Below are 17,410 nucleotides of genomic sequence, written 5' to 3'. Positions count from 1 at the left end.
CGTTCTAGATACCGTCAATGAGACGAGGCAATGCCATCGGGTTTGCGTCCCGCAGCACCTCAGGCAGTAGTGCTTGCGGAAAGCCCTGGTAAGCCACCGGGCGCAAGAACCGCTCAATCGAGGTCATGCCGACCGACGTGAAGCGGCTGTCCGACGTCGCCGGAAACGGTCCGCCGTGAACGGTGGCAAACGTCACTTCCTGCGGGTGCGCGAAGGCATTGACGACGATGCGTCCGGTGCGGCGCTCCAGCACCGGCAACAAGCGCTGCGCCAAGGGCAAATCCTCGTCCTCAAGGTGCATGGCCGCCGACAGTTGCCCCCGCAGAGAACGCGCAACAGCGAGCATTTCTGCCTCATTCCTGACATTCACCAACAGCGCTGACGGGCCGAAGACTTCTTCAGCCAGCAGCGTTTCGCTCAGGAATTGATCGCCGTCGACTTCCAGCAACGCAGAGGTGCCTTCCAGTGCCGTAATGGCCGGTGAACCTTCGCCAATACGCCGTGCACCTGCGCCCTCTATCTGGCCAAGACCGTTCAAATAGGCGGTGTGAATGCCGGGTGTCAGCATCGGTCGCGCCGACGCCTCATTGACGCGCTTGATCATCGCGGCGCGCATGGCCTCAAAGCCAGGCCCGTCGATGGCAATCAGTAGCGCGGGTTTGAGACAGGCTTGCCCGACGTTGACCAGCATGCGCTCGATAAAGCCGTCACCGATCAGCGCACCTTTTGTCGCCTGCGCATGAGGCAGGATGAACGTCGGGTTGATACTGGTCATCTCGGTAAACACCGGAATCGGATCCGGACGCCGTTGCGCACGGCGATACAGCGCCATGCCGCCACGTTCCGAGCCGGTGAACGTCACCGCTTTGATCAGCGGGTGATCGACCAGCGCTTCACCGATGGCGTTACCGTCACCGCGCACCATCGAGAACACGCCTTCGGGCAGATTGTGCGCTTGCACAGCGTCGCGGATGGCCCGCGCCTGAATTTCCGAAGCCCCGGGATGCGCGTTATGCGCCTTGAGGATCACGGTTGCGCCGGCGGCCAGTGCCGAAGCGGTATCACCGCCGGCAATCGAATAGGCGATAGGGAAGTTGCTCGCGCCGAAAATCGCTACCGGGCCGAGGGCGATCTTCTGCAAACGATGGTCCATGCGCGGACGCGGCTGACGATCAGGTTGTGCCGGATCGATGGCCAGTTGCAGGAAGCGTCCTTTGCGCACGACATTGGCAAATTGACGGAACTGGGTGGCGGCTTTGATCGCTTCGCCCTCCAGTTGCGCTTCTGGTATGCCGGTTTCGAGGGCGGCTCTGGCCGCCAGCGTCTGGCGGACCGCATCGAGATTGTCGGCAATGCTGTCCAGGAACGCCGCGCGCCGGTCGAGCGAGGTGTGGCTGTAAACATCGAATGCTTCATCGGCGAGGGTCGCTGCCCGGTCGACGTCGGCCACGCCACCCAGTGCGAAATCCGGTTCGATCAGCTGATTCGTAGCCGGATTGAGCGCCTTCATCGTCCCTTCGGAACCGGGCACATCGTGGGCGCCGATCAGGAGTTTGCCTGTCAATGTCATGGGCGATCACCTTGGGTCAGCGTGGCGATAAGCTCGGGCGTGGTCACAATGGAATGAGCGAACGTAGGACCATTCAGTTCATGGGCCGAGTGCATCATTTCTGGCTTGAAGGCCGCCGTTGCGTCGCGCACCAGGGTGACGTGATAGCCAAGCTCTTGGGCGTAACGTGCGGTAGCTTCGATGCAGGTATTGGCCAGCAACCCAACGATGATCACGTGGGTAATGCCTTTCTGCTTAAGGCGGAAATCAAGGTCGGTATTGGCAAAGCCGCTCGAACCCCAGTGCTCCTGAACGACGATGTCGCCGTCCTTGGGCGCGAAATCCGGGTGCCATTCGCCGCCCCATTCGCCACGCGCGAAGTGATGCATGTGCATGATCTTGCATTGGGTGGGGCTTGGGTGATCCCAGTTTTCGTAGTCGCCTTGTTCCCAGCGGTGGTGCGGTACGATGACCACCGGGATGTCGAGGGCACGGACGGTGCGATCGAGTGCGCGCAGGTTGTCGAGCAGGCCGACTTGCGCGGCGATCGGTTCGATCAGCGGATAGACTTTGCCGCCTTCGGAAAGGAAATCATTGTAGGGGTCGACCAACAGATAAGCGGTTCTGTCGAGGGGGTAGAGGGCTTTTGACATGGCGGTGTTCTCCAGGAGTGTTGAGTGACCGATGCCCGGCGCTTGCCCGGACATCATGTTGATATGATAATCATAGTAACTGCAAAAGAGGCAAGACCGCATGTCGGTAAATACACCTGTTCCTGAAACCCTGTGCCCGATTTCACGGGCCGAGGCCATCGTTGGCGACCGCTGGACGGTCCTGGTGCTGCGCGAGTTGTTCATGGGCAGCCATCGATTCGACGAGATCCAGGCGCAAACCGCCGGGACCCCGCAAATGATCGCCACCCGTCTCAAGCGCCTGGAGGCTGACGGGCTGGTCGTGCGCCGCGCCTACAGCGAGAGGCCTCCGCGTTACGAGTACCACCTGACACCCAAAGGCGATGCGTTCTATTGCGTGGTGCTGGCACTTCGCGCCTGGGGTGAAACCTGGTGCAAGTCAGAGGAGGAGGGCTTGGCGGTCGTTTACACCCACGCCACCTGTCGCCAGCCTGCCGGATTGGGTCCGTTGTGCGCACATTGCGGCGAACTGCTGCGCCGTGGCGAGTTGATCAGCACGCCCAGCGAGGCCTACGCTGCTGAACGCAAGGCACGGCGAGACGCTTTCAAAGGTGGCCGCGGTGCGGACCCGGTGGCGGCTCAGGATCAGTAATTAAAGAAAAAGGCGTTCCCACAGCGCAGTCGGGAACGCAGGGACAACCCGCGGCTTCAGCTCAGCTTGCCGCAGTAAATGCTTTGACGACCATCGGCCGGGCTTTCACGTACCACCAGCGCATAGCTGCCGGCTCGAAGCGTCTCGACCGCTACCGGTGCGCTTTTCCAGAAATACTGCATCGATGCAGATGAATAGAACCGTGCATTCGGTCCGTCGTTCAGGTCATAGGCCGGTTTTGCACCCAGATTGGCGCAGCTGCCGGGATAGATGTAAGCCGTCAAACGACCGGGTAATGCGCTGCCCATGGTTTCGCCGCTGACGGCGAACCAGAACTCGGTGGCATTACCTTTGGGCATCATGATGGGCCGGGCGATATTCCCGGCGTTGACGGACGTGGCGTGCAGGGGAATGTTGGTGATTTGACTGTCAGGCACCGTCGAACACCCGGAGAGCCACCCGGCCGCCACCACCAACGCCAGCGAAGATACGATTTTCATCGTGATACTCCCGCTTGCAAGAACGCGTTGAAGTGATCCCCCCCGTCAATTCTAGCTGTCAGGGGGCGCTGGGCATTTCTTCAGATAATCGGTCTTCACGGGTACACGTTTGTATCGCTAAGTATCTCCGGTGCCGGCAGCCAACTTCGCATACAAAACCATGGCCTGCGTGACACGAGCGGGATACACCGAACCCTCTAAATGGGCTCACCGTATTGACGGCAATCATTGGAGAATCGCGATGTCCCGTATCACTTCCCGCAACACGGCTGGCCGGTCAGGCATTGCCCTTGCCGTTCTTTCACTGGCAGCTTTCGCGAGTTTTTCGCAGGCGGGCGAATCAAGCGATGAGGCGCAGGCTGGCAAAAGCTGGCAGTCCGGCATCCACCGTACCGATCTGGTGCGCAAAGACCTGGGGGCGGCCGAGCGTGAGGTGATTCAGGTGCGTGTCGATTTCGATGCCGGCGTGTCCTCGCCTAAACACTCGCATCCCGGAGTGGAAGTGGCTTATGTCATCGAAGGTTCGTTTGAGTATCAGCTGGAGGGCCAGCCACCGGTCACGCTCAAGGCTGGCGATTCGCTGTACATCCCGGAGGGCACGGCGCATCTGGCGAAGAACGTGGGTGGCGGTAAAGCGTCGGAGCTGGCGACGTACATTGTGAAGAAAGGCACGCCGCTGCTGGTGCTGGAGGAGTAAGCCGTGTTCGCCCGATGCATGGCATCGGGCGATTCTGTCAGCGCTGCCCCGGCCAACCCGCCTGGCGCAATGCCTTGAGCAGCGTGTCCGCATCCAGCCCCTTCACCGTATGGCCGTTGCCTTCCACTGTGTCAGACGCCAGCAGCGCATTGATGATGGCTTCTTCCACGGCCTCGGTCGCGGCCAGAAACAACTCGCTGATGTGATCGTTGTTGACCATGCGCAGGTTGTCGCACGTCGGCGCGCCTTTGCCTTCATAGGCGGCGGGTGGCACCTGCTGGTTGCCGGTGGCGAAGGCAATGAAGATGTCACCGCTGTGGTCCTCGTTACCGCCACCGGTGCGGGCCAATCCCAGGCTGGCACGCTGCGCGAGGCGCGTGCATTGGTGCGGCAGCAATGGCGCATCCGTGGCCAGGCAGACGACGATGGAGCCCATGCCCGGATACGGCAGCGAGGCTTTGAGGAAGGGCGAGTCGACCTGTTCCATGTAGCGTCCCACCGGGTAACCGTCGACACGCAACTCGTTGCGGATGCCATGGTTGGCCTGGACGATGGCGCCGACGGTCCAGCCGCCTTGCGCCGGGCTCAAGCGTCGCGAGGACGTGCCAATCCCTCCTTTGAACTCATGACAGATCATTCCGCTGCCACCGCCTACTGCGCCTTCGATCACCGGTCCGTCGACGGCATTGCGCTGTGCATGGGCCACATGCTCGGGTTTGACGTGGAAGCCATTGATGTCGCTCAGCAAGCCATCGAACGTCTCCAGCACCACCGGCATGTTCCAGTACAACCGGCCGTCATCGGGCTGGGCCTGCCGGTCCAGTGCAATCAGTGCATCGCGCACCACGCCGAGGCTGTGGGTGTTGGTGAAGGCGATCGGGCTGGTCAGCAGACCGGCTTCGCGAATCCACTCAAGACCGGTAGCGTCACCGTTGCCATTGAGCACATGCACGCCGGCAAAGCACGGTTGCTGGTTGGTGGAACCGGCACGCGGTTCGATCAGGGTGACGCCGGTGTGGATGTCACGACCGCTGTCGGTACGGCCACGCACTTCACTGTGTCCGACGCGGACGCCGGGTACATCGGTGATGGCATTGAGGGGGCCGGGTTGCAGTTGGCCGAACTGAATGTTCAGGTCACGGGCACGTGGTTTCATCGGGTTTCTCATCTTCAATTCGTTAGAAAAAGGTCATTGGGTCGCGGACCTCTGTAGCCGCAGGCTTCGCCAGCGGCTACAGGAATCGCGGTGTCTCAGGGTCACTGGCCGTTTTTGACCTTGCTCCAGACCCGCGTGCGCACACGTTCAGTCGCCGGCGGCAGCGGTTGAAGGGTGAACAACGTGGCCAGCGCTTCAGCCGACGGATACACCGCCGGGTTGGTGCGGGTCGCTTCGGCTACCAACGGTGTCGCGCTGCGGTTGCCGTTGGGGTAGTTCAGGTGATCGCTGACCGGGGCGATGACTTCGGGGCGCATCAAGTAGTCGATAAAGGCCAGGCCTTGTTGCGGATGCGGTGCGTCCTTGAGCAGCACCAGGGTGTCGAACCAGACCGGCGCGCCTTCCTTCGGCAGGCTGTAGGCGATCTTCACGCCGTTGTTGGCCTGCTCGGCGTTGGTCTTGGCTTCCAGCATCGCGCCAGACCAGCCCACCGCCACGCAGATGTTGCCGTTGGCCAGGTCGCTGATGAATTTGGAGGAGTTGAAGTAGGCAATGTGCGGACGCAACTTCAGCAGCAGCGCCTCGGCCTTCTTGTAGTCTTCAGGGTTGGTGCTGTTCGGTGGCAAGCCCAGGTAGTGCAGGGCGACGGGGAGCATTTCCGACGGCGAGTCGAGCATCGCCACACCACATTGGCCGAGCTTGGCCAGGTTTTCTTCTTTGAACACCAGGTCCCAGGAATCCACCGGCGCCTTGTCGCCCAACGCCGCGCGGACCTTGTCGATGTTGTAGCCAATCCCGTTGGTGCCCCACAGATAAGGCACTGCATATTGGTTGCCCGGATCGTTGTTGGCGAGTTTCGCCAGCAGGTCGCTGTCCATGTTCTTGAAGTCAGGCATTTGTGCGTGGGGCAACGGGGCGAGGGCGCCGGCCTTGATCAGCGTCGGCAGACTGAAGTTGCTCGCCACCACCACGTCGTAGCCGCTGCGGCTGGTCAGCAGTTTGCCTTCGAGTACTTCGGCGCTGTCGAAGGTGTCGTAGACCGGTTCGATCCCGGTGTCGCGCTTGAAGTCGTGCAGGGTGTCGGGTCCGATGTAGTCGTACCAGTTGTAGACATGCACCGTCGGGGCATCGGTGGCCATGGCCGACAACGAGACGCACAAACAGGCGCCCAGTCCAAGATTGATATGCGAGCGGTGACGACTCATGATGCGGCACTCCTGGCCTGCTGCAGGCCGGTGATGAACAGGTGCTTGCAGCGTACTGGCAGGCGGGGGACTCACCCATTCCCATCATGGGTTACTCGAAAGGGGTAGTGCGTGGACGGATTGTTGAAAGAGCTGCCGGTGCACCAGTCGCTGGCGCGAGTGTTTGGCGCGTTGGGGCAGGACGGGTTCTGGCGGACGCTGGTTGACACGTTGCGGCTGCTGGTGCCGCTGGACAATGCACTGGTCGCGGTGATGCGCGCGGGGCGGGTCCCGCGTTTGCTGATTGATTTCGACTCGAAGGGCGGTGCCGCCGAGCACGAAGAACTGGCGGACTACAGCGCCGGCATGTACCTGCTCGACCCCTTTTATCAGGCGGCTTGCGCCGGTATTACCGAGGGCCTGCACAGCCTCGAATCGGTGGCGCCCGACCAGTTCCAGCAGAGCGAGTACTACCTGAGTTACTTCCGCTCGGTGGTGGGTGCGGACGAGTTGCAGTTCATGGTCCACGTTGATGGGGCGGTGTTGGGGTTGTCGCTGGGACGTTCGACGCGGTTCAGCCTGCAAGAGCAGGGCCGCCTGCTGTGCGTGCGCGACTGGGTGCTGTCGGCGATGCGCCGTCATCTGCAATTGATGCCGCCGGAAGGCGCGACCGCCGAACCGGTGGCCGGTGATCTTGCGACGTTGCTGGACCGCTTCGACGCGCGTCTGTCGGTACGGGAAATCGAAACCGCCCGGCTGATCCTTCAGGGCTTCTCCAGCAAAGCCATCGCCCAGCACATGGGCATCTCACCGGAGACGGTGAAAGTGCATCGGCGCAATGTCTATCACAAGCTCAATGTGACCGGGCATGGGGAGTTGTTTGCGTTGGTGTTGCAGCCGCGTTGAGCCCGGCAAGACTCAATCGCCCAGTTTGAACACCAACGCCTTCAACCCACACTCAACATCGGCATCCGGAAACTCCGGCGGATTCTCCAGCCGCTGCTCAAAACGCAAACTCGGCGCTTCACGCATCACCCCATCGATCAAGAAGTCAGGCCCAAACGCTGGGTCATTCATGCACGCCAGCACCGTGCCCGCAGGGCTGAGCAATTCCGGCAACCGGCGCAATACCCGCTGGTAATCCTTGGTCAGCAAAAAACTGCCTTTCTGAAAGGACGGCGGGTCGATGATCACCAGGTCATAAGGCCCCTTGCCAATCACTTTGCCCCAGGACTTGAACAGGTCATGGCCAAGAAAACTGACCTGGCTCAAATCGTGACCATTGAGCCGGTGATTGTCGCGGCCACGGCTCAGGGCCGGGCTGGACATGTCCAGATTGACCACGTGCTCGGCGCCACCCTCGATGGCGGCGACCGAGAAGCCGCAGGTGTAGGCAAACAGGTTCAACACGCGCTTGCCCTGGGCATTGGCCCGCACCCAGTCTCGGCCGTAGCGCATGTCGAGAAACAACCCGGTGTTCTGCTTGCGGCCCAGGTCCACGCGATAACGCAAGCCGCCCTCGGTGATGTTCATCTCGTCGATCACCTCGCCCAGGAGCCATTCGGTGGTGCTTTGCAGCAGGTAGCGATGTTGCAACAGCAACGTGTGCGCGCCGGATTGTGCCCACTCGGGTGACTGGGTGATCTGGATCAGCAGTTGTTTCAACGCTTCCAGCTGCGACGCTTCCGGCTCTTTGAACAGCGCGACCAGCACCACGCCCTGCAACCAGTCGACGGTCAACTGCTCCAGCCCCGGCCAGCAGCGGCCGCGGCCGTGAAACAGCCGACGGGTTTCCCCAGGGGCCGTTGCCAGGGCCGTCAGCAGGTGGGCGTTGAGGGTGGCAAGTGCGTCTGAGTTCATCGGGCAGGGTCGGCAATTTGAGGGGGCGGCATTTTAACCACAATTGCAGGGCAAGGCGTGTTGCAACGCGTCGGGAGTTATCACGTTTAATTTAACTTTACGTGAGGATTTGGCGATCAATCGGCTCCCATACTCGGCCCCAATGATCAATCGCAGGGAGCCGGACATGTCGCAGCTATCTGCTTCACCCTCTGTCAATAGCCATCCTCGCTGGTTACGGCTGACCCATTGGCTGAACGCCCTGGCCGTGCTGGTCATGGTCACCAGCGGTTGGCGTATCTATAACGCCTCGCCGATTTATGACTTCAGCTTTCCCAAATCGATCACGCTGGGCGGCTGGCTCGGCGGTGCGCTGCAATGGCACTTCGCGGCGATGTGGTTTCTGGCGATCAATGGCCTGATTTATCTCGCCATCAATCTGTTCAGCGGTCGTCTGAAACGTCGCTTTCTGCCCGTCTCGCCCAAAGGTGTCCTGCATGACCTGTGGGCCGCATTAAGAGGGCGGTTGAGCCATGCCGACTTGAGTCATTACAACCAGGTGCAACGGGTAGCCTACCTGTTCGTGATGGTCGACATCACGCTGCTGGTGGTCTCCGGGCTGGTGCTTTGGAAGTCCGTCCAGTTCCCGCTGTTGCGTGAACTTCTGGCGGGTTACGAAGGTGCGCGGCGGGTGCATTTCTTCGCAATGTCGCTGTTGGTGGCGTTTGTGGCGGTGCATCTGGTGATGGTCGCACTGGTGCCAAAAACGTTGTGGGCGATGATCGTCGGTCGCAAGGAGCGGGTATGAAAAAGCGCATCGAAAGTTCCGGGCTGGACGAATCATCGATCCTGACAGACGCCCGAAAAATACTCGCCCCGCAGATTCCCGACCGTTCGCGTCGCGCGTTTCTGCTGCACAGCCTGACCCTCGGCGGTGTGGCGATGTTGTCTGGCTGCAACCTGACCGACAACGAAAGCGTCGAGACCGCGTTATCGTCCATGTCGCGCTTCAACGATCGGGTGCAAGGCTGGTTGTTCAATCCGAAGGCTATGGCGCCGACCTACCCGGAATCCATGATCACCCGGCCGTTTCCATTCAATGCCTTCTACGGCGTTGACGAAGCCCCGACGGTGGAGGAGGAGTCCTATCGGCTGGAAGTGACCGGCATGGTCGCGGACAAACACAGTTGGCGGCTCGAAGAACTGCGCGCCATGGCACAAACCGAACAAATCACCCGGCACATTTGCGTCGAAGGCTGGAGTGCCATCGGACGTTGGGGAGGCGTCCGGTTCAGCGACTTCCTGAAGCGGGTCGGCGCAGACACCGATGCCCGGTACGTCGGTTTCAAATGCTCGGACGATTACTACACCAGCATCGACATGGCCACCGCCCTGCATGCGCAGACCTTGCTGACGCTGACCTATGACGGCGCCGTGCTGCCTCGCCAGTACGGCTTCCCGATGAAGCTGCGCATGCCCACCAAGCTGGGCTACAAAAACCCCAAACACATTCAGGCGATTTTCGTCAGCAATACCTACAGCGGTGGCTACTGGGAAGACCAGGGTTACAACTGGTTCGGCGGCAGCTGACAGACACATTCATCACGCAGCCCACGCTGCGTTCATTCGCAACCTGCACTTCGAGGAGTTTGATCATGAAAAAGTTAGCCACCGCCGTCCTGTCCATGTGCATCGCACTGGGTGCCGCCAGTGTTTTTGCTGCCGATACCACGAGCAGCGACAGCATGAGCAAGGACTCGATGTCCAAAGACACCATGAAAAAAGACGCAACGATGAAAAAGGATGCCATGGCCAAGGACACGATGAAGAAAGACAGCATGTCCAAAGATGCAATGTCCAAGGACAGCATGAGCAAAGACACCATGAAAAAAGACGCCATGTCGCAGTAGTCCAATCCTCCCGATCCCAGTGGGGAGCAAACTCGCTCCCCACAGGTTTTACAGGGTATGACTTGAACTCATACCCTCATGACTTTTAATGGTTACAGCCCCGCAACCCCCCAGTGTTAAAAAATCGCAAACCGGCTCATCAACAACAAAAAAGAGCGTTTGCAACCATGACTCATCATCACTGCCGCGTCTTCGCCAGCGACCTGCTGCGCTCTTCGAACCCCGACATTTGCCACGCCAGCCCCGCTGCCTGCGTGCGTTTCTGATCAACCTCAACTCCCTGAAGAGTAACGACTCATGAAAGAACTCGACCTGTACATCGGTGAAGGTTTCGAAGGCCCGGGCGTGAATGCCGCGCACATCAATATTCTGATCGGCCCGCGCAACGGCCCGGCCGGTCAGGCGTTTGCCAACAGCCTGGCGTCGCCAAGCCAGGGTCACTGCCCGTTCATGGTGATCGCCCAGCCGAACATTCCAGTCAAGCCAATGACCCTTTACGTCAACAAAGCCGCGATCAGCAGCGACCTGCACGGCAACGCTACCTGGGGCGCCTCCCAGGCTGGTATCGCCAAGGCTGTACTCGAAGCGCTGCTGGACGGCACCTTGCCACCGGAAGCCGAAGACGAGTGGGCCATCGTCACCGCCAACTGGGTCAACCCGGCTTGCGATGACCTGGATGCGGTCTACCTGAACAACTACAACGCCTGCCGCACCGCGATCCGTGCCGCGCTGACCGGCAAGCCGGAAACCGCGCAACTGGCGGATGTGGTCAATCACATCAGCAACCCTTTCTACACGCCAAAAGCCTGAGGTCCGCGCCATGCAATACATTCGTTTGGGCAACTCCGGCCTGCAAGTCTCCCGCCTGTGCCTGGGCACGATGAACATGGGCACCCCGGACTGGAAACCGTGGATCTTCGACGAGAAGAAAAGCGAGCCGATCGTCGCGCACGCCCTCGACAACGGCGTGAACTTCATCGACCTCGCGGACTTCTATTCCGCCGGTGTCGGCGAAGAAGTGGTGGGGCGCATCGTCAAGCGCCTGGCCCGTCGCGAAGACCTGGTGATCACCACCAAAGTCGGCTACGGCACCCGCAACGGCATCAATGCCAGTGGCCATTCGCGCAAACACATCATGGACAGCATCGACGCTTCGCTGAAGCGCTTGAACATGGATTACGTCGATGTGTTCATGCTGCATTACTTCGATGTGAACACCCCGGTCGAAGAAACCATGAGCGCCATGAACGACATCGTGCGCTCCGGCAAGGCACGTTACATCGGCGTCTCGACCATGCTCACCGGGCAATTGGCGAAGATCCTCATGGCCTGCGAGCGCAACGGTTGGGTCAAGCCGATCAACATGCAGCTGCAACTGAACTGCGCCTACCGCGAAGAAGAGCGCGAGATGATTCCGTTCTGCCGCGACCAAGGCCTCGGGGTCTCGGTGTTCAGCCCGCTGGCCCGTGGCTTGCTGACCGGCGACGTGCAGTCGACCCGCAACCAGACCGACTTCTTCACGCAGCAGATGTACAGCGACGAAGCCTCGTTCGAAATCGCCCATTCGGTGCAGCGCGTGGCCCGTGCCCGAGGCGTGTCCAACGCACAAATCGCGCAGGCCTGGGTGGCCAATCATCCGGGTGTGGATTGCATGCTGGTGGGCGCTGATACCACTGAACAGTTCGACAGTGCACTGGCCGCGCTCGATACCAGACTCGATGCCGAAGAACTGCACGAACTGGAACGCAATTACACCCCGTGCGACGTGATCAACGATTACACCGCCGGCAAACGTATCTTGCGTTCGGCCCGTCCGGGTCTGGAACGCTTCACCCTGACTGAGGCTGTGGCATGAGCGCGCTGATTCGCACCGGTAATTTCATCGACGGCCAATGGTCGTCCGGTGGCCCGACTTACCCGGTGTTCAACCCGGCCAACGGCGAGTTGATCACCGAAGTACAAAAGTCTGGCGCCGAAGAAACCAATCGGGCCATTGAAGCCGCCAACCGTGCATTGCCGGCGTGGCGCAAGCTCACCGCCAAGGAGCGCAGCCAGAAGCTCAAGCGCTGGAGCGAGCTGATGCTGAGCAACCAGAAGGATCTGGCGACCCTGCTCAGCCGCGAACAAGGCAAGCCGCTGGCCGAAGCCATGGGCGAAGTGGTCTACGCCGCGAGTTTTCTGGAGTGGTTTGCCGAAGAAGCCAAGCGCGCTTATGGCGATGTGATCCCGAGCCACAAGGCTGATGCGCGGATCATCGTGGTCAAGGAAGCCATCGGCGTGGTCGCCGCGATCACCCCGTGGAACTTCCCGTTGGCCATGGTCACGCGCAAGGTCGGTCCGGCTTTGGCCGCTGGTTGCACGATGATTCTCAAGCCTTCGGAAGAGACGCCGCTGTAGGCCTTCGCTCTGGCGGTGTTGGCAGAGCAGGCGGGTATTCCGGCGGGGGTGTTCAACATTGTGTCGGGCGATGCGGTGGCCATCGGTGGGGCGCTGCAAGCGTCGAGCATCGTGCGCAAACTGTCGTTCACCGGCTCCACGCGCACCGGCAAATTGCTGATGCGTCAGGCGGCGGACACCCTGAAAAAGGTTTCGCTGGAACTGGGTGGCAATGCGCCGTTCATTGTCTTCGACGATGCCGATCTGGACGCTGCGGTCAAAGGCGCGATGGCCTCGAAGTTCCGCAACACCGGACAGACCTGCGTGTGTGTGAACCGCTTCTTTATTCAGGACGGCGTTTACGAAGCCTTCACCGGCAAGCTCGCGGAAGCGGTGGCGACGATGCGGGTTGGCAGTGCGCTGGACGGGGAAACCGAGCAAGGCCCGCTGATCAATGCGGCGGCGCTGGCCAAGGTCGAACTGCACGTCGGCGATGCACTGGAGAAGGGCGCCCAACTGTTGTGTGGCGGTCGTCGTCATGCGCTGGGCGGCACGTTCTACGAGCCGACCATCCTCGCCGAAGCCAGCAGTGAAATGCTCATTGCCCAGGAAGAAACCTTTGGGCCGGTGGCGGCCTGCTTCCGTTTCAAGGACGAAGCCGAAGTGCTGCAAAAGGCCAACGACACGCCGTTCGGTTTGTCGGCCTACTTCTACAGCCGCGACATCGGCCGCGTGTGGCGCATGGCCGAAGGCCTCGAAGCGGGGATGGTCGGGATCAACGAAGGGATCATTTCCACGGAAGTGGCACCGTTCGGCGGCATCAAGGAATCGGGCCTCGGTCGCGAGGGCTCGAAATACGGTCTGGATGACTACCTGGAAATCAAATACTTGTTGATGGGTGGTCTCTAACCCCCACCACAACCCTTGTAGGCGTGAGCCTGCTCGCGATGGCGGTGTGTCAGGCAACACAGCTTCGACTGACACACTGCTATCGCGAGCAGGCTCACTCCTACAGAACAACGATCGGTTTCATTTCTCCGTCAATAACAACAATTGGAGATTTACATGTCCGTACAACCGGTAAAAATCGACGACCTGCCCATCGGGCGCTTTCACCTGAAAATCGCCGGCCTGACCTTCGGCGCGCATTTCACCGACGGCTACATCCTCGGCCTGATCGGCATCGCGTTCACCTTGCTGAGCCCGCAGATGCACCTGGATGCGTTCTGGCAAGGACTGATCGGCGCTTCGGCCCTGATCGGCCTGTTCCTCGGCAGTCTGTTTTTCGGCTGGATCTCCGACAAGGTCGGCCGGCAGAAAATCTTCCTGGTCAGCTTCGTGCTGATTACCATCGCCTCGGTCATGCAGTTCTACGCCGAAACCGCGATGGGCCTGTTTCTGTGCCGGGTGCTGATCGGCATCGGGCTGGGCGGTGATTTCAGTGTCGGCCACGCCATGCTGGCCGAATTCGCGCCGAAGAAGCATCGCGGCGTGCTGCTCGGTTCGTTCAGCGTGATCTGGACCTTCGGCTACGTGGCCGCGACGTTTGTCGGCACCGCCATGCTGAGTCTGGGCGATGACGCCTGGCGCTGGATGCTGGCGTCTTCGGCAATCCCGGCGGCGTTGATTCTGATTGCGCGCATCGGCACGCCAGAGTCACCGCGCTGGCTGGTGAATCAGGGCCGAATTGCCGAAGCGCGGGCAATCGTCAAGAAGCACCTGGGCGCCAACGTCGAACTCGACGAATCCCAATCCACCGAAACCCGTTCCGGCTACGCGGTGCTGTTCAGCCGTGAATACCGCAAACGCACCGCGTTCAACTGCCTGTTTTTCGTCTGCATCGTCATGCCGTACTTCGCCATCTACACCTTCCTGCCTTCGATTCTGCAGAAGATGGGCCTCGCTGAAGGCTTCGGCACTGAACTGATGTTGAACATGCTGCTGATCCTCGGCGCGTTGATCGGGATCTGGTGCACGATCAAATTCTCTCGGCGCGGGTTCTTGATCAACTCGTTCATCATCCTCGCGGTCGCGTTGTTCATGCTGGCGGTGTTGCCGAGCAGTGCAGCGTTCCTGATGGTGCTGGTGTTCGGCTTGTTCACCCTGGTGTTGTCGGCGGTAAGTAATCTGGTCGGCGTGTTCCCGGCCGAGAGTTTCCCGACTGAAGTGCGGGCCAGCGGGATTGGCCTGGCCACGGCGGTCAGCCGGCTGGGGTCGGCGATCAGTACGTTCCTGTTGCCGGTGAGCGTGGCGGGGATCGGCTTGAGCCCGACGATGGGAATTCTGGCGGCGATTCTGGCCATCGGCGCCTGGCTGTCCTGGGCTTGGGCGCCGGAAACCAAATCGCTGACACTGAGCCAGGCGTGCAAGGCGCAGAGCCCGGTGGAGGGTGGCGCAGCGGTGGCAGTGAAAGTCCCAGCCCCAATCTAAGAATCTACCGAAGATCCAATTGTAGGAGTGAGCCTGCTCGCGATGAGGGAGTGTCAGTCGACATCAATGTTGACTGATCCACCGCTATCGCGAGCAGGCTCATTCCTACAAGGGGACGTGGGTGTCAGGGGTTACTGACCAATCCCAACCAATTGGTGAACAAGCGCACCTTCGACAACCCTTGCTTGTCATTCGCCACATCCAGCCAGTAGCCATACGGCCCGATCACCTCCACCGGGGTAATCGGCAGCAGGCTGCCATTGGCCAATTCCTTCTCGATCATCTGCCGGTCAATGACCGCCAGACCACCCCCGGCCAGCGTGGTGTGGATCACCTGATCCAGCGTGCTGAATTCCAGCCCTTGTCCCGCATCGACATCGTTGCGCCCCATGGCCGCCAGCCAGTTTTCCCAGACCTTCAGGCGCTTGCCATCATGCAGAATGTGCAGCAGCGGAAAGCCTCGCAGGTCCGGTGGCTGACCGTCGCTGAACAACTCCGGGCTGGCCACGGCGATGTGTCGTTCCATCACCAGCAATTGGCTGCTGCAATGGCTGTTGGCTTCGAGGCCGAAGCGGATGTGGCAGTCGATTTCCGCGATGCTGTCGTGGCTGGCCTGATTGGTCACACTCAGGCTGATGTCGGGATAACGCTGACAGAACACGCGCAAATGCGCCGACAACCAGCGCGTCGCCCAGGTCGGTGGCGCGAGGATTCTCAGGCGCTGGCGCAGGTTGGGCACGCGCACGGCTTGCAGGGCACGTTCAATGTGGTCGAAAGCTTCCGCCAGGTGCGGGGAGAGGGCGATGCCGGATTCGGTCAGCGACAAACCCTGGGGGGTGCGCACGAACAGCGCGACGCCGAGGTAGTCTTCCAGTTGCTTGATCTGGCGGCTGACGGCGCCTTGGGTGACGTTGAGGCCGAGCGCCGCCTGGCTGAAACTGCGATGACGCGCGACCTCTTCGAAGACGCGCAGCATATTGAGCGAGGGCAGTTGACGCATCGAAGGTGGACTCCGTACCGGCCTCAGGTGTTGCGTCGGGCCGGTTTATTGTTTTGGTGGCGTTCTCTGTGGTGCCTATCTGACTATTAGCAATGGGCGGATGCAAGTGTTGTTTTGGCTGGCGCCATCGCGAGCAAGGACGCTAGAAATACCGGATCAGAAGTAGTAACCCACATTCACATAAAGCTGATTCTCCCACTGATCACTCCCGCCAGCCCCCAGACTCTGGGTGTAACTGCTCCCCCCGATATACGGATCATTCTTGCCAAACAACCACTCCGCAGCGACCCACAATTTACTCACCGAAAACGAGCTGCCCAGAATCATCCGCTCCGAGGTCTTGAACTCGCTGGCAGATTTATCGAAGGCGCTGTAGTTGGCGTACAGCTTGACCCCGCTGACCTGATCGAACAGGTATTTCCCGGCGACGTCGTAACTGATGTCCGCCACATACAAGTTGCCGCGACTGGCAACGTTGTACGTGCCGTCATACCCGCCGAGGGTGACGAGCTCATCGGTGCCGGGGTTACGCGGGGACATCTGTTGCCGCGCCGCCTGCAACTGCACCCCCCACGGGCCGTTCTTGCCCAGGTAGTGGATGGCCACGGCATTGCGCCGGCCATCGTCATTGGTGTCCTTGTTCTCTAGCGACGAGCTCAGGCCCGAGAGGCCGACTTCCGATTTCCACGGTCCCAGGTCCAGCGCCTTGGCCACCCGCAGCACCACGGTGTTGCGCTCCTGGTTGTTGCTGCCGTCGGCGACATAGCTGTCGGCTTCGGATACCACGCTGGAGTAAGTGACCCCGTTGCTGGTGCCTTTGCCTTGCCACGCCGGGCGCAAGTAGTAACCGGCCTGGACGTTCCAATCACCCGATTGCTGGACGTACTTGGCGCCGACCTGTTGCACATCTTCCAGGCCGATGACGTTGCCCAGGGTTTCGTAGAAGGTGCTGCCGAAGTACGGCTGCAAACCGAACGGCACCGTGTTCAGGCCTACTTGCACCTGCTGGTCGGGGTTGAACTTGTAGCCGGCCCAAGCGAACTTGGCGAACTGGATGTCGCCATAGTTCTTGGTGTACTGATACGGATAAGACCGGCCATAGAAACGATACTGGGCCTCGCCGATCCAGGTGTCGGAGTTGTACTTGGCGCTGAGGAACATGGTGTCCAGGCCGAACTTCTGGATATCGCGATCCGGGTCATAGTCCCAGCGCGCACGAACCGCGCCGCCGAGGTCAAGATGGTCGGTCACTTGCACGGCCATGGCAGGGCCCGCAAAGGTGCAGAACAGAGCGATGTACAGAGGACTGAGGCGCAGGGAAGCAGAGAAGGGCATGGGGCAGCTCTCGGTTATTTTTATATGAGATGCCGGCCAGTCTTGCGATGAACGGTGCATTGAACAAACGATTAAAAATGCGCGAGAACCTTCCTCAGATGCATGTTACTGAGAAAATCCTGTAGGACAATGCGCGGTGGCCATGGGATG

General features: G+C 60.4%; 17 protein-coding genes and 1 pseudogene. 10 read left to right on the top strand and 8 right to left on the bottom strand.

The features are described from left to right. Window positions 1–4: 4 nt before the first annotated feature. Window positions 5–1,570 carry an aldehyde dehydrogenase (NADP(+)) gene (locus J2X66_RS13675; protein ID WP_310265095.1) on the bottom strand — a complete coding sequence of 522 codons (1,566 nt, stop codon included), beginning with the start codon at window positions 1,568–1,570 and terminating at the stop codon, window positions 5–7. After that, entirely contained in the window at window positions 1,567–2,202 is a 636-nt protein-coding gene (locus J2X66_RS13670; RefSeq protein ID WP_310265093.1) for an isochorismatase family cysteine hydrolase, read from the bottom strand. Before J2X66_RS13670 ends, J2X66_RS13675 begins: the two co-directional genes overlap by 4 nt. A gap of 100 nt (window positions 2,203–2,302) precedes the next feature. On the opposite strand from J2X66_RS13670, the gene J2X66_RS13665 reads away from it, so the two are divergent. Continuing rightward, window positions 2,303–2,833 carry a helix-turn-helix domain-containing protein gene (locus J2X66_RS13665; protein WP_310265091.1) on the top strand — a complete coding sequence of 177 codons (531 nt, stop codon included), beginning with the start codon at window positions 2,303–2,305 and terminating at the stop codon, window positions 2,831–2,833. A 56-nt stretch (window positions 2,834–2,889) separates the two neighbouring features. On the opposite strand, the gene J2X66_RS13660 is transcribed toward J2X66_RS13665, so the two are convergent. Next, window positions 2,890–3,333 carry a hypothetical protein gene (locus J2X66_RS13660; RefSeq protein WP_310265089.1) on the bottom strand — a complete coding sequence of 148 codons (444 nt, stop codon included), beginning with the start codon at window positions 3,331–3,333 and terminating at the stop codon, window positions 2,890–2,892. Window positions 3,334–3,574: 241 nt separating this feature from the next. Here J2X66_RS13660 and J2X66_RS13655 point away from each other — a divergent pair, with 241 nt between their 5' ends. Next, on the top strand, window positions 3,575–4,030 hold the full coding sequence (locus tag J2X66_RS13655; RefSeq protein WP_310265087.1) for a cupin domain-containing protein: 456 nt from the start codon (window positions 3,575–3,577) through the stop codon (window positions 4,028–4,030). A 37-nt stretch (window positions 4,031–4,067) separates the two neighbouring features. Here J2X66_RS13655 and J2X66_RS13650 read toward each other — a convergent pair whose 3' ends face one another. Then, the gene (locus J2X66_RS13650) at window positions 4,068–5,186 is read right to left on the bottom strand and encodes a P1 family peptidase (protein WP_310265086.1); all 1,119 of its coding nucleotides are present in this window, start codon (window positions 5,184–5,186) and stop codon (window positions 4,068–4,070) included. A 101-nt stretch (window positions 5,187–5,287) separates the two neighbouring features. After that, window positions 5,288–6,391 carry a polyamine ABC transporter substrate-binding protein gene (locus J2X66_RS13645; protein ID WP_027924712.1) on the bottom strand — a complete coding sequence of 368 codons (1,104 nt, stop codon included), beginning with the start codon at window positions 6,389–6,391 and terminating at the stop codon, window positions 5,288–5,290. Window positions 6,392–6,502: 111 nt separating this feature from the next. Here J2X66_RS13645 and J2X66_RS13640 point away from each other — a divergent pair, with 111 nt between their 5' ends. Further along, window positions 6,503–7,276 carry a helix-turn-helix transcriptional regulator gene (locus J2X66_RS13640; RefSeq protein WP_310265084.1) on the top strand — a complete coding sequence of 258 codons (774 nt, stop codon included), beginning with the start codon at window positions 6,503–6,505 and terminating at the stop codon, window positions 7,274–7,276. A 12-nt stretch (window positions 7,277–7,288) separates the two neighbouring features. Here J2X66_RS13640 and J2X66_RS13635 read toward each other — a convergent pair whose 3' ends face one another. Further along, window positions 7,289–8,230, bottom strand: a complete 942-nt coding sequence (locus J2X66_RS13635; protein WP_310265081.1) for a class I SAM-dependent methyltransferase — start codon at window positions 8,228–8,230, stop codon at window positions 7,289–7,291. A 166-nt stretch (window positions 8,231–8,396) separates the two neighbouring features. Here J2X66_RS13635 and J2X66_RS13630 point away from each other — a divergent pair, with 166 nt between their 5' ends. The 7 genes and pseudogenes from J2X66_RS13630 to J2X66_RS13600 all read left to right on the top strand — a co-directional run bounded on the left by J2X66_RS13630 (window position 8,397) and on the right by J2X66_RS13600 (window position 14,925). Continuing rightward, complete coding sequence (locus J2X66_RS13630) at window positions 8,397–9,017, top strand: cytochrome b/b6 domain-containing protein (RefSeq protein WP_310265079.1); 621 nt, start codon at window positions 8,397–8,399, stop codon at window positions 9,015–9,017. Continuing rightward, window positions 9,014–9,799 (top strand): molybdopterin-dependent oxidoreductase, encoded by a 786-nt coding sequence (locus J2X66_RS13625; protein ID WP_310265077.1) that lies wholly within the window; start codon window positions 9,014–9,016, stop codon window positions 9,797–9,799. Before J2X66_RS13630 ends, J2X66_RS13625 begins: the two co-directional genes overlap by 4 nt. 65 nt (window positions 9,800–9,864) lie before the next feature. Beyond that, on the top strand, window positions 9,865–10,119 hold the full coding sequence (locus tag J2X66_RS13620) for a pentapeptide MXKDX repeat protein (protein WP_310265076.1): 255 nt from the start codon (window positions 9,865–9,867) through the stop codon (window positions 10,117–10,119). 297 nt (window positions 10,120–10,416) lie between these two features. Further along, the gene (gene fae, locus J2X66_RS13615) at window positions 10,417–10,929 is read left to right on the top strand and encodes a formaldehyde-activating enzyme (protein WP_008043405.1); all 513 of its coding nucleotides are present in this window, start codon (window positions 10,417–10,419) and stop codon (window positions 10,927–10,929) included. Window positions 10,930–10,939: 10 nt separating this feature from the next. After that, window positions 10,940–11,974: an aldo/keto reductase gene (locus J2X66_RS13610; RefSeq protein ID WP_310265070.1), complete on the top strand. Its 1,035-nt coding sequence runs from the start codon at window positions 10,940–10,942 to the stop codon at window positions 11,972–11,974. Further along, window positions 11,971–13,404 (top strand): annotated as a pseudogene (locus J2X66_RS13605) (NAD-dependent succinate-semialdehyde dehydrogenase). Before J2X66_RS13610 ends, J2X66_RS13605 begins: the two are co-directional and overlap by 4 nt. Before the next feature lie 156 nt (window positions 13,405–13,560). Further along, window positions 13,561–14,925, top strand: coding sequence for an MFS transporter (locus J2X66_RS13600; RefSeq protein ID WP_310265068.1), 1,365 nt, complete (start codon window positions 13,561–13,563; stop codon window positions 14,923–14,925). Between the two features lie 124 nt (window positions 14,926–15,049). On the opposite strand, the gene J2X66_RS13595 is transcribed toward J2X66_RS13600, so the two are convergent. Together J2X66_RS13595 and J2X66_RS13590 are read right to left on the bottom strand one after the other, a co-directional pair. Beyond that, on the bottom strand, window positions 15,050–15,925 hold the full coding sequence (locus J2X66_RS13595) for a LysR substrate-binding domain-containing protein (protein ID WP_310265067.1): 876 nt from the start codon (window positions 15,923–15,925) through the stop codon (window positions 15,050–15,052). A 156-nt stretch (window positions 15,926–16,081) separates the two neighbouring features. Continuing rightward, a complete protein-coding gene (locus J2X66_RS13590) occupies window positions 16,082–17,260 on the bottom strand; it encodes a hypothetical protein (RefSeq protein WP_405046775.1) in 1,179 nt (392 codons plus the stop codon). Window positions 17,261–17,410 lie beyond the last annotated feature (150 nt).

Origin of the sequence: Pseudomonas sp. 3296 (assembly GCF_031456615.1) — a bacterium.
Lineage (GTDB): Bacteria > Pseudomonadota > Gammaproteobacteria > Pseudomonadales > Pseudomonadaceae > Aquipseudomonas > Aquipseudomonas mucoides.
Note: the sequence above shows the minus strand (reverse complement) of the source record. Positions and strands in the feature narration are given on the sequence as shown.

What these genes read in the sequence shown, in the direction of transcription:
- J2X66_RS13675 (WP_310265095.1), bottom strand. Translation starts at nt 1,570, where the DNA reads ATGACATTGACAGGCAAACTCCTGATCGGCGCCCACGATGTGCCCGGT.
- J2X66_RS13670 (WP_310265093.1), bottom strand. Translation starts at nt 2,202, where the DNA reads ATGTCAAAAGCCCTCTACCCCCTCGACAGAACCGCTTATCTGTTGGTC.
- J2X66_RS13665 (WP_310265091.1), top strand. Translation starts at nt 2,303, where the DNA reads ATGTCGGTAAATACACCTGTTCCTGAAACCCTGTGCCCGATTTCACGG.
- J2X66_RS13660 (WP_310265089.1), bottom strand. Translation starts at nt 3,333, where the DNA reads ATGAAAATCGTATCTTCGCTGGCGTTGGTGGTGGCGGCCGGGTGGCTC.
- J2X66_RS13655 (WP_310265087.1), top strand. Translation starts at nt 3,575, where the DNA reads ATGTCCCGTATCACTTCCCGCAACACGGCTGGCCGGTCAGGCATTGCC.
- J2X66_RS13650 (WP_310265086.1), bottom strand. Translation starts at nt 5,186, where the DNA reads ATGAAACCACGTGCCCGTGACCTGAACATTCAGTTCGGCCAACTGCAA.
- J2X66_RS13645 (WP_027924712.1), bottom strand. Translation starts at nt 6,391, where the DNA reads ATGAGTCGTCACCGCTCGCATATCAATCTTGGACTGGGCGCCTGTTTG.
- J2X66_RS13635 (WP_310265081.1), bottom strand. Translation starts at nt 8,230, where the DNA reads ATGAACTCAGACGCACTTGCCACCCTCAACGCCCACCTGCTGACGGCC.
- J2X66_RS13630 (WP_310265079.1), top strand. Translation starts at nt 8,397, where the DNA reads ATGTCGCAGCTATCTGCTTCACCCTCTGTCAATAGCCATCCTCGCTGG.
- J2X66_RS13625 (WP_310265077.1), top strand. Translation starts at nt 9,014, where the DNA reads ATGAAAAAGCGCATCGAAAGTTCCGGGCTGGACGAATCATCGATCCTG.
- J2X66_RS13620 (WP_310265076.1), top strand. Translation starts at nt 9,865, where the DNA reads ATGAAAAAGTTAGCCACCGCCGTCCTGTCCATGTGCATCGCACTGGGT.
- fae (WP_008043405.1), top strand. Translation starts at nt 10,417, where the DNA reads ATGAAAGAACTCGACCTGTACATCGGTGAAGGTTTCGAAGGCCCGGGC.
- J2X66_RS13610 (WP_310265070.1), top strand. Translation starts at nt 10,940, where the DNA reads ATGCAATACATTCGTTTGGGCAACTCCGGCCTGCAAGTCTCCCGCCTG.
- J2X66_RS13600 (WP_310265068.1), top strand. Translation starts at nt 13,561, where the DNA reads ATGTCCGTACAACCGGTAAAAATCGACGACCTGCCCATCGGGCGCTTT.
- J2X66_RS13595 (WP_310265067.1), bottom strand. Translation starts at nt 15,925, where the DNA reads ATGCGTCAACTGCCCTCGCTCAATATGCTGCGCGTCTTCGAAGAGGTC.
- J2X66_RS13590 (WP_405046775.1), bottom strand. Translation starts at nt 17,260, where the DNA reads ATGCCCTTCTCTGCTTCCCTGCGCCTCAGTCCTCTGTACATCGCTCTG.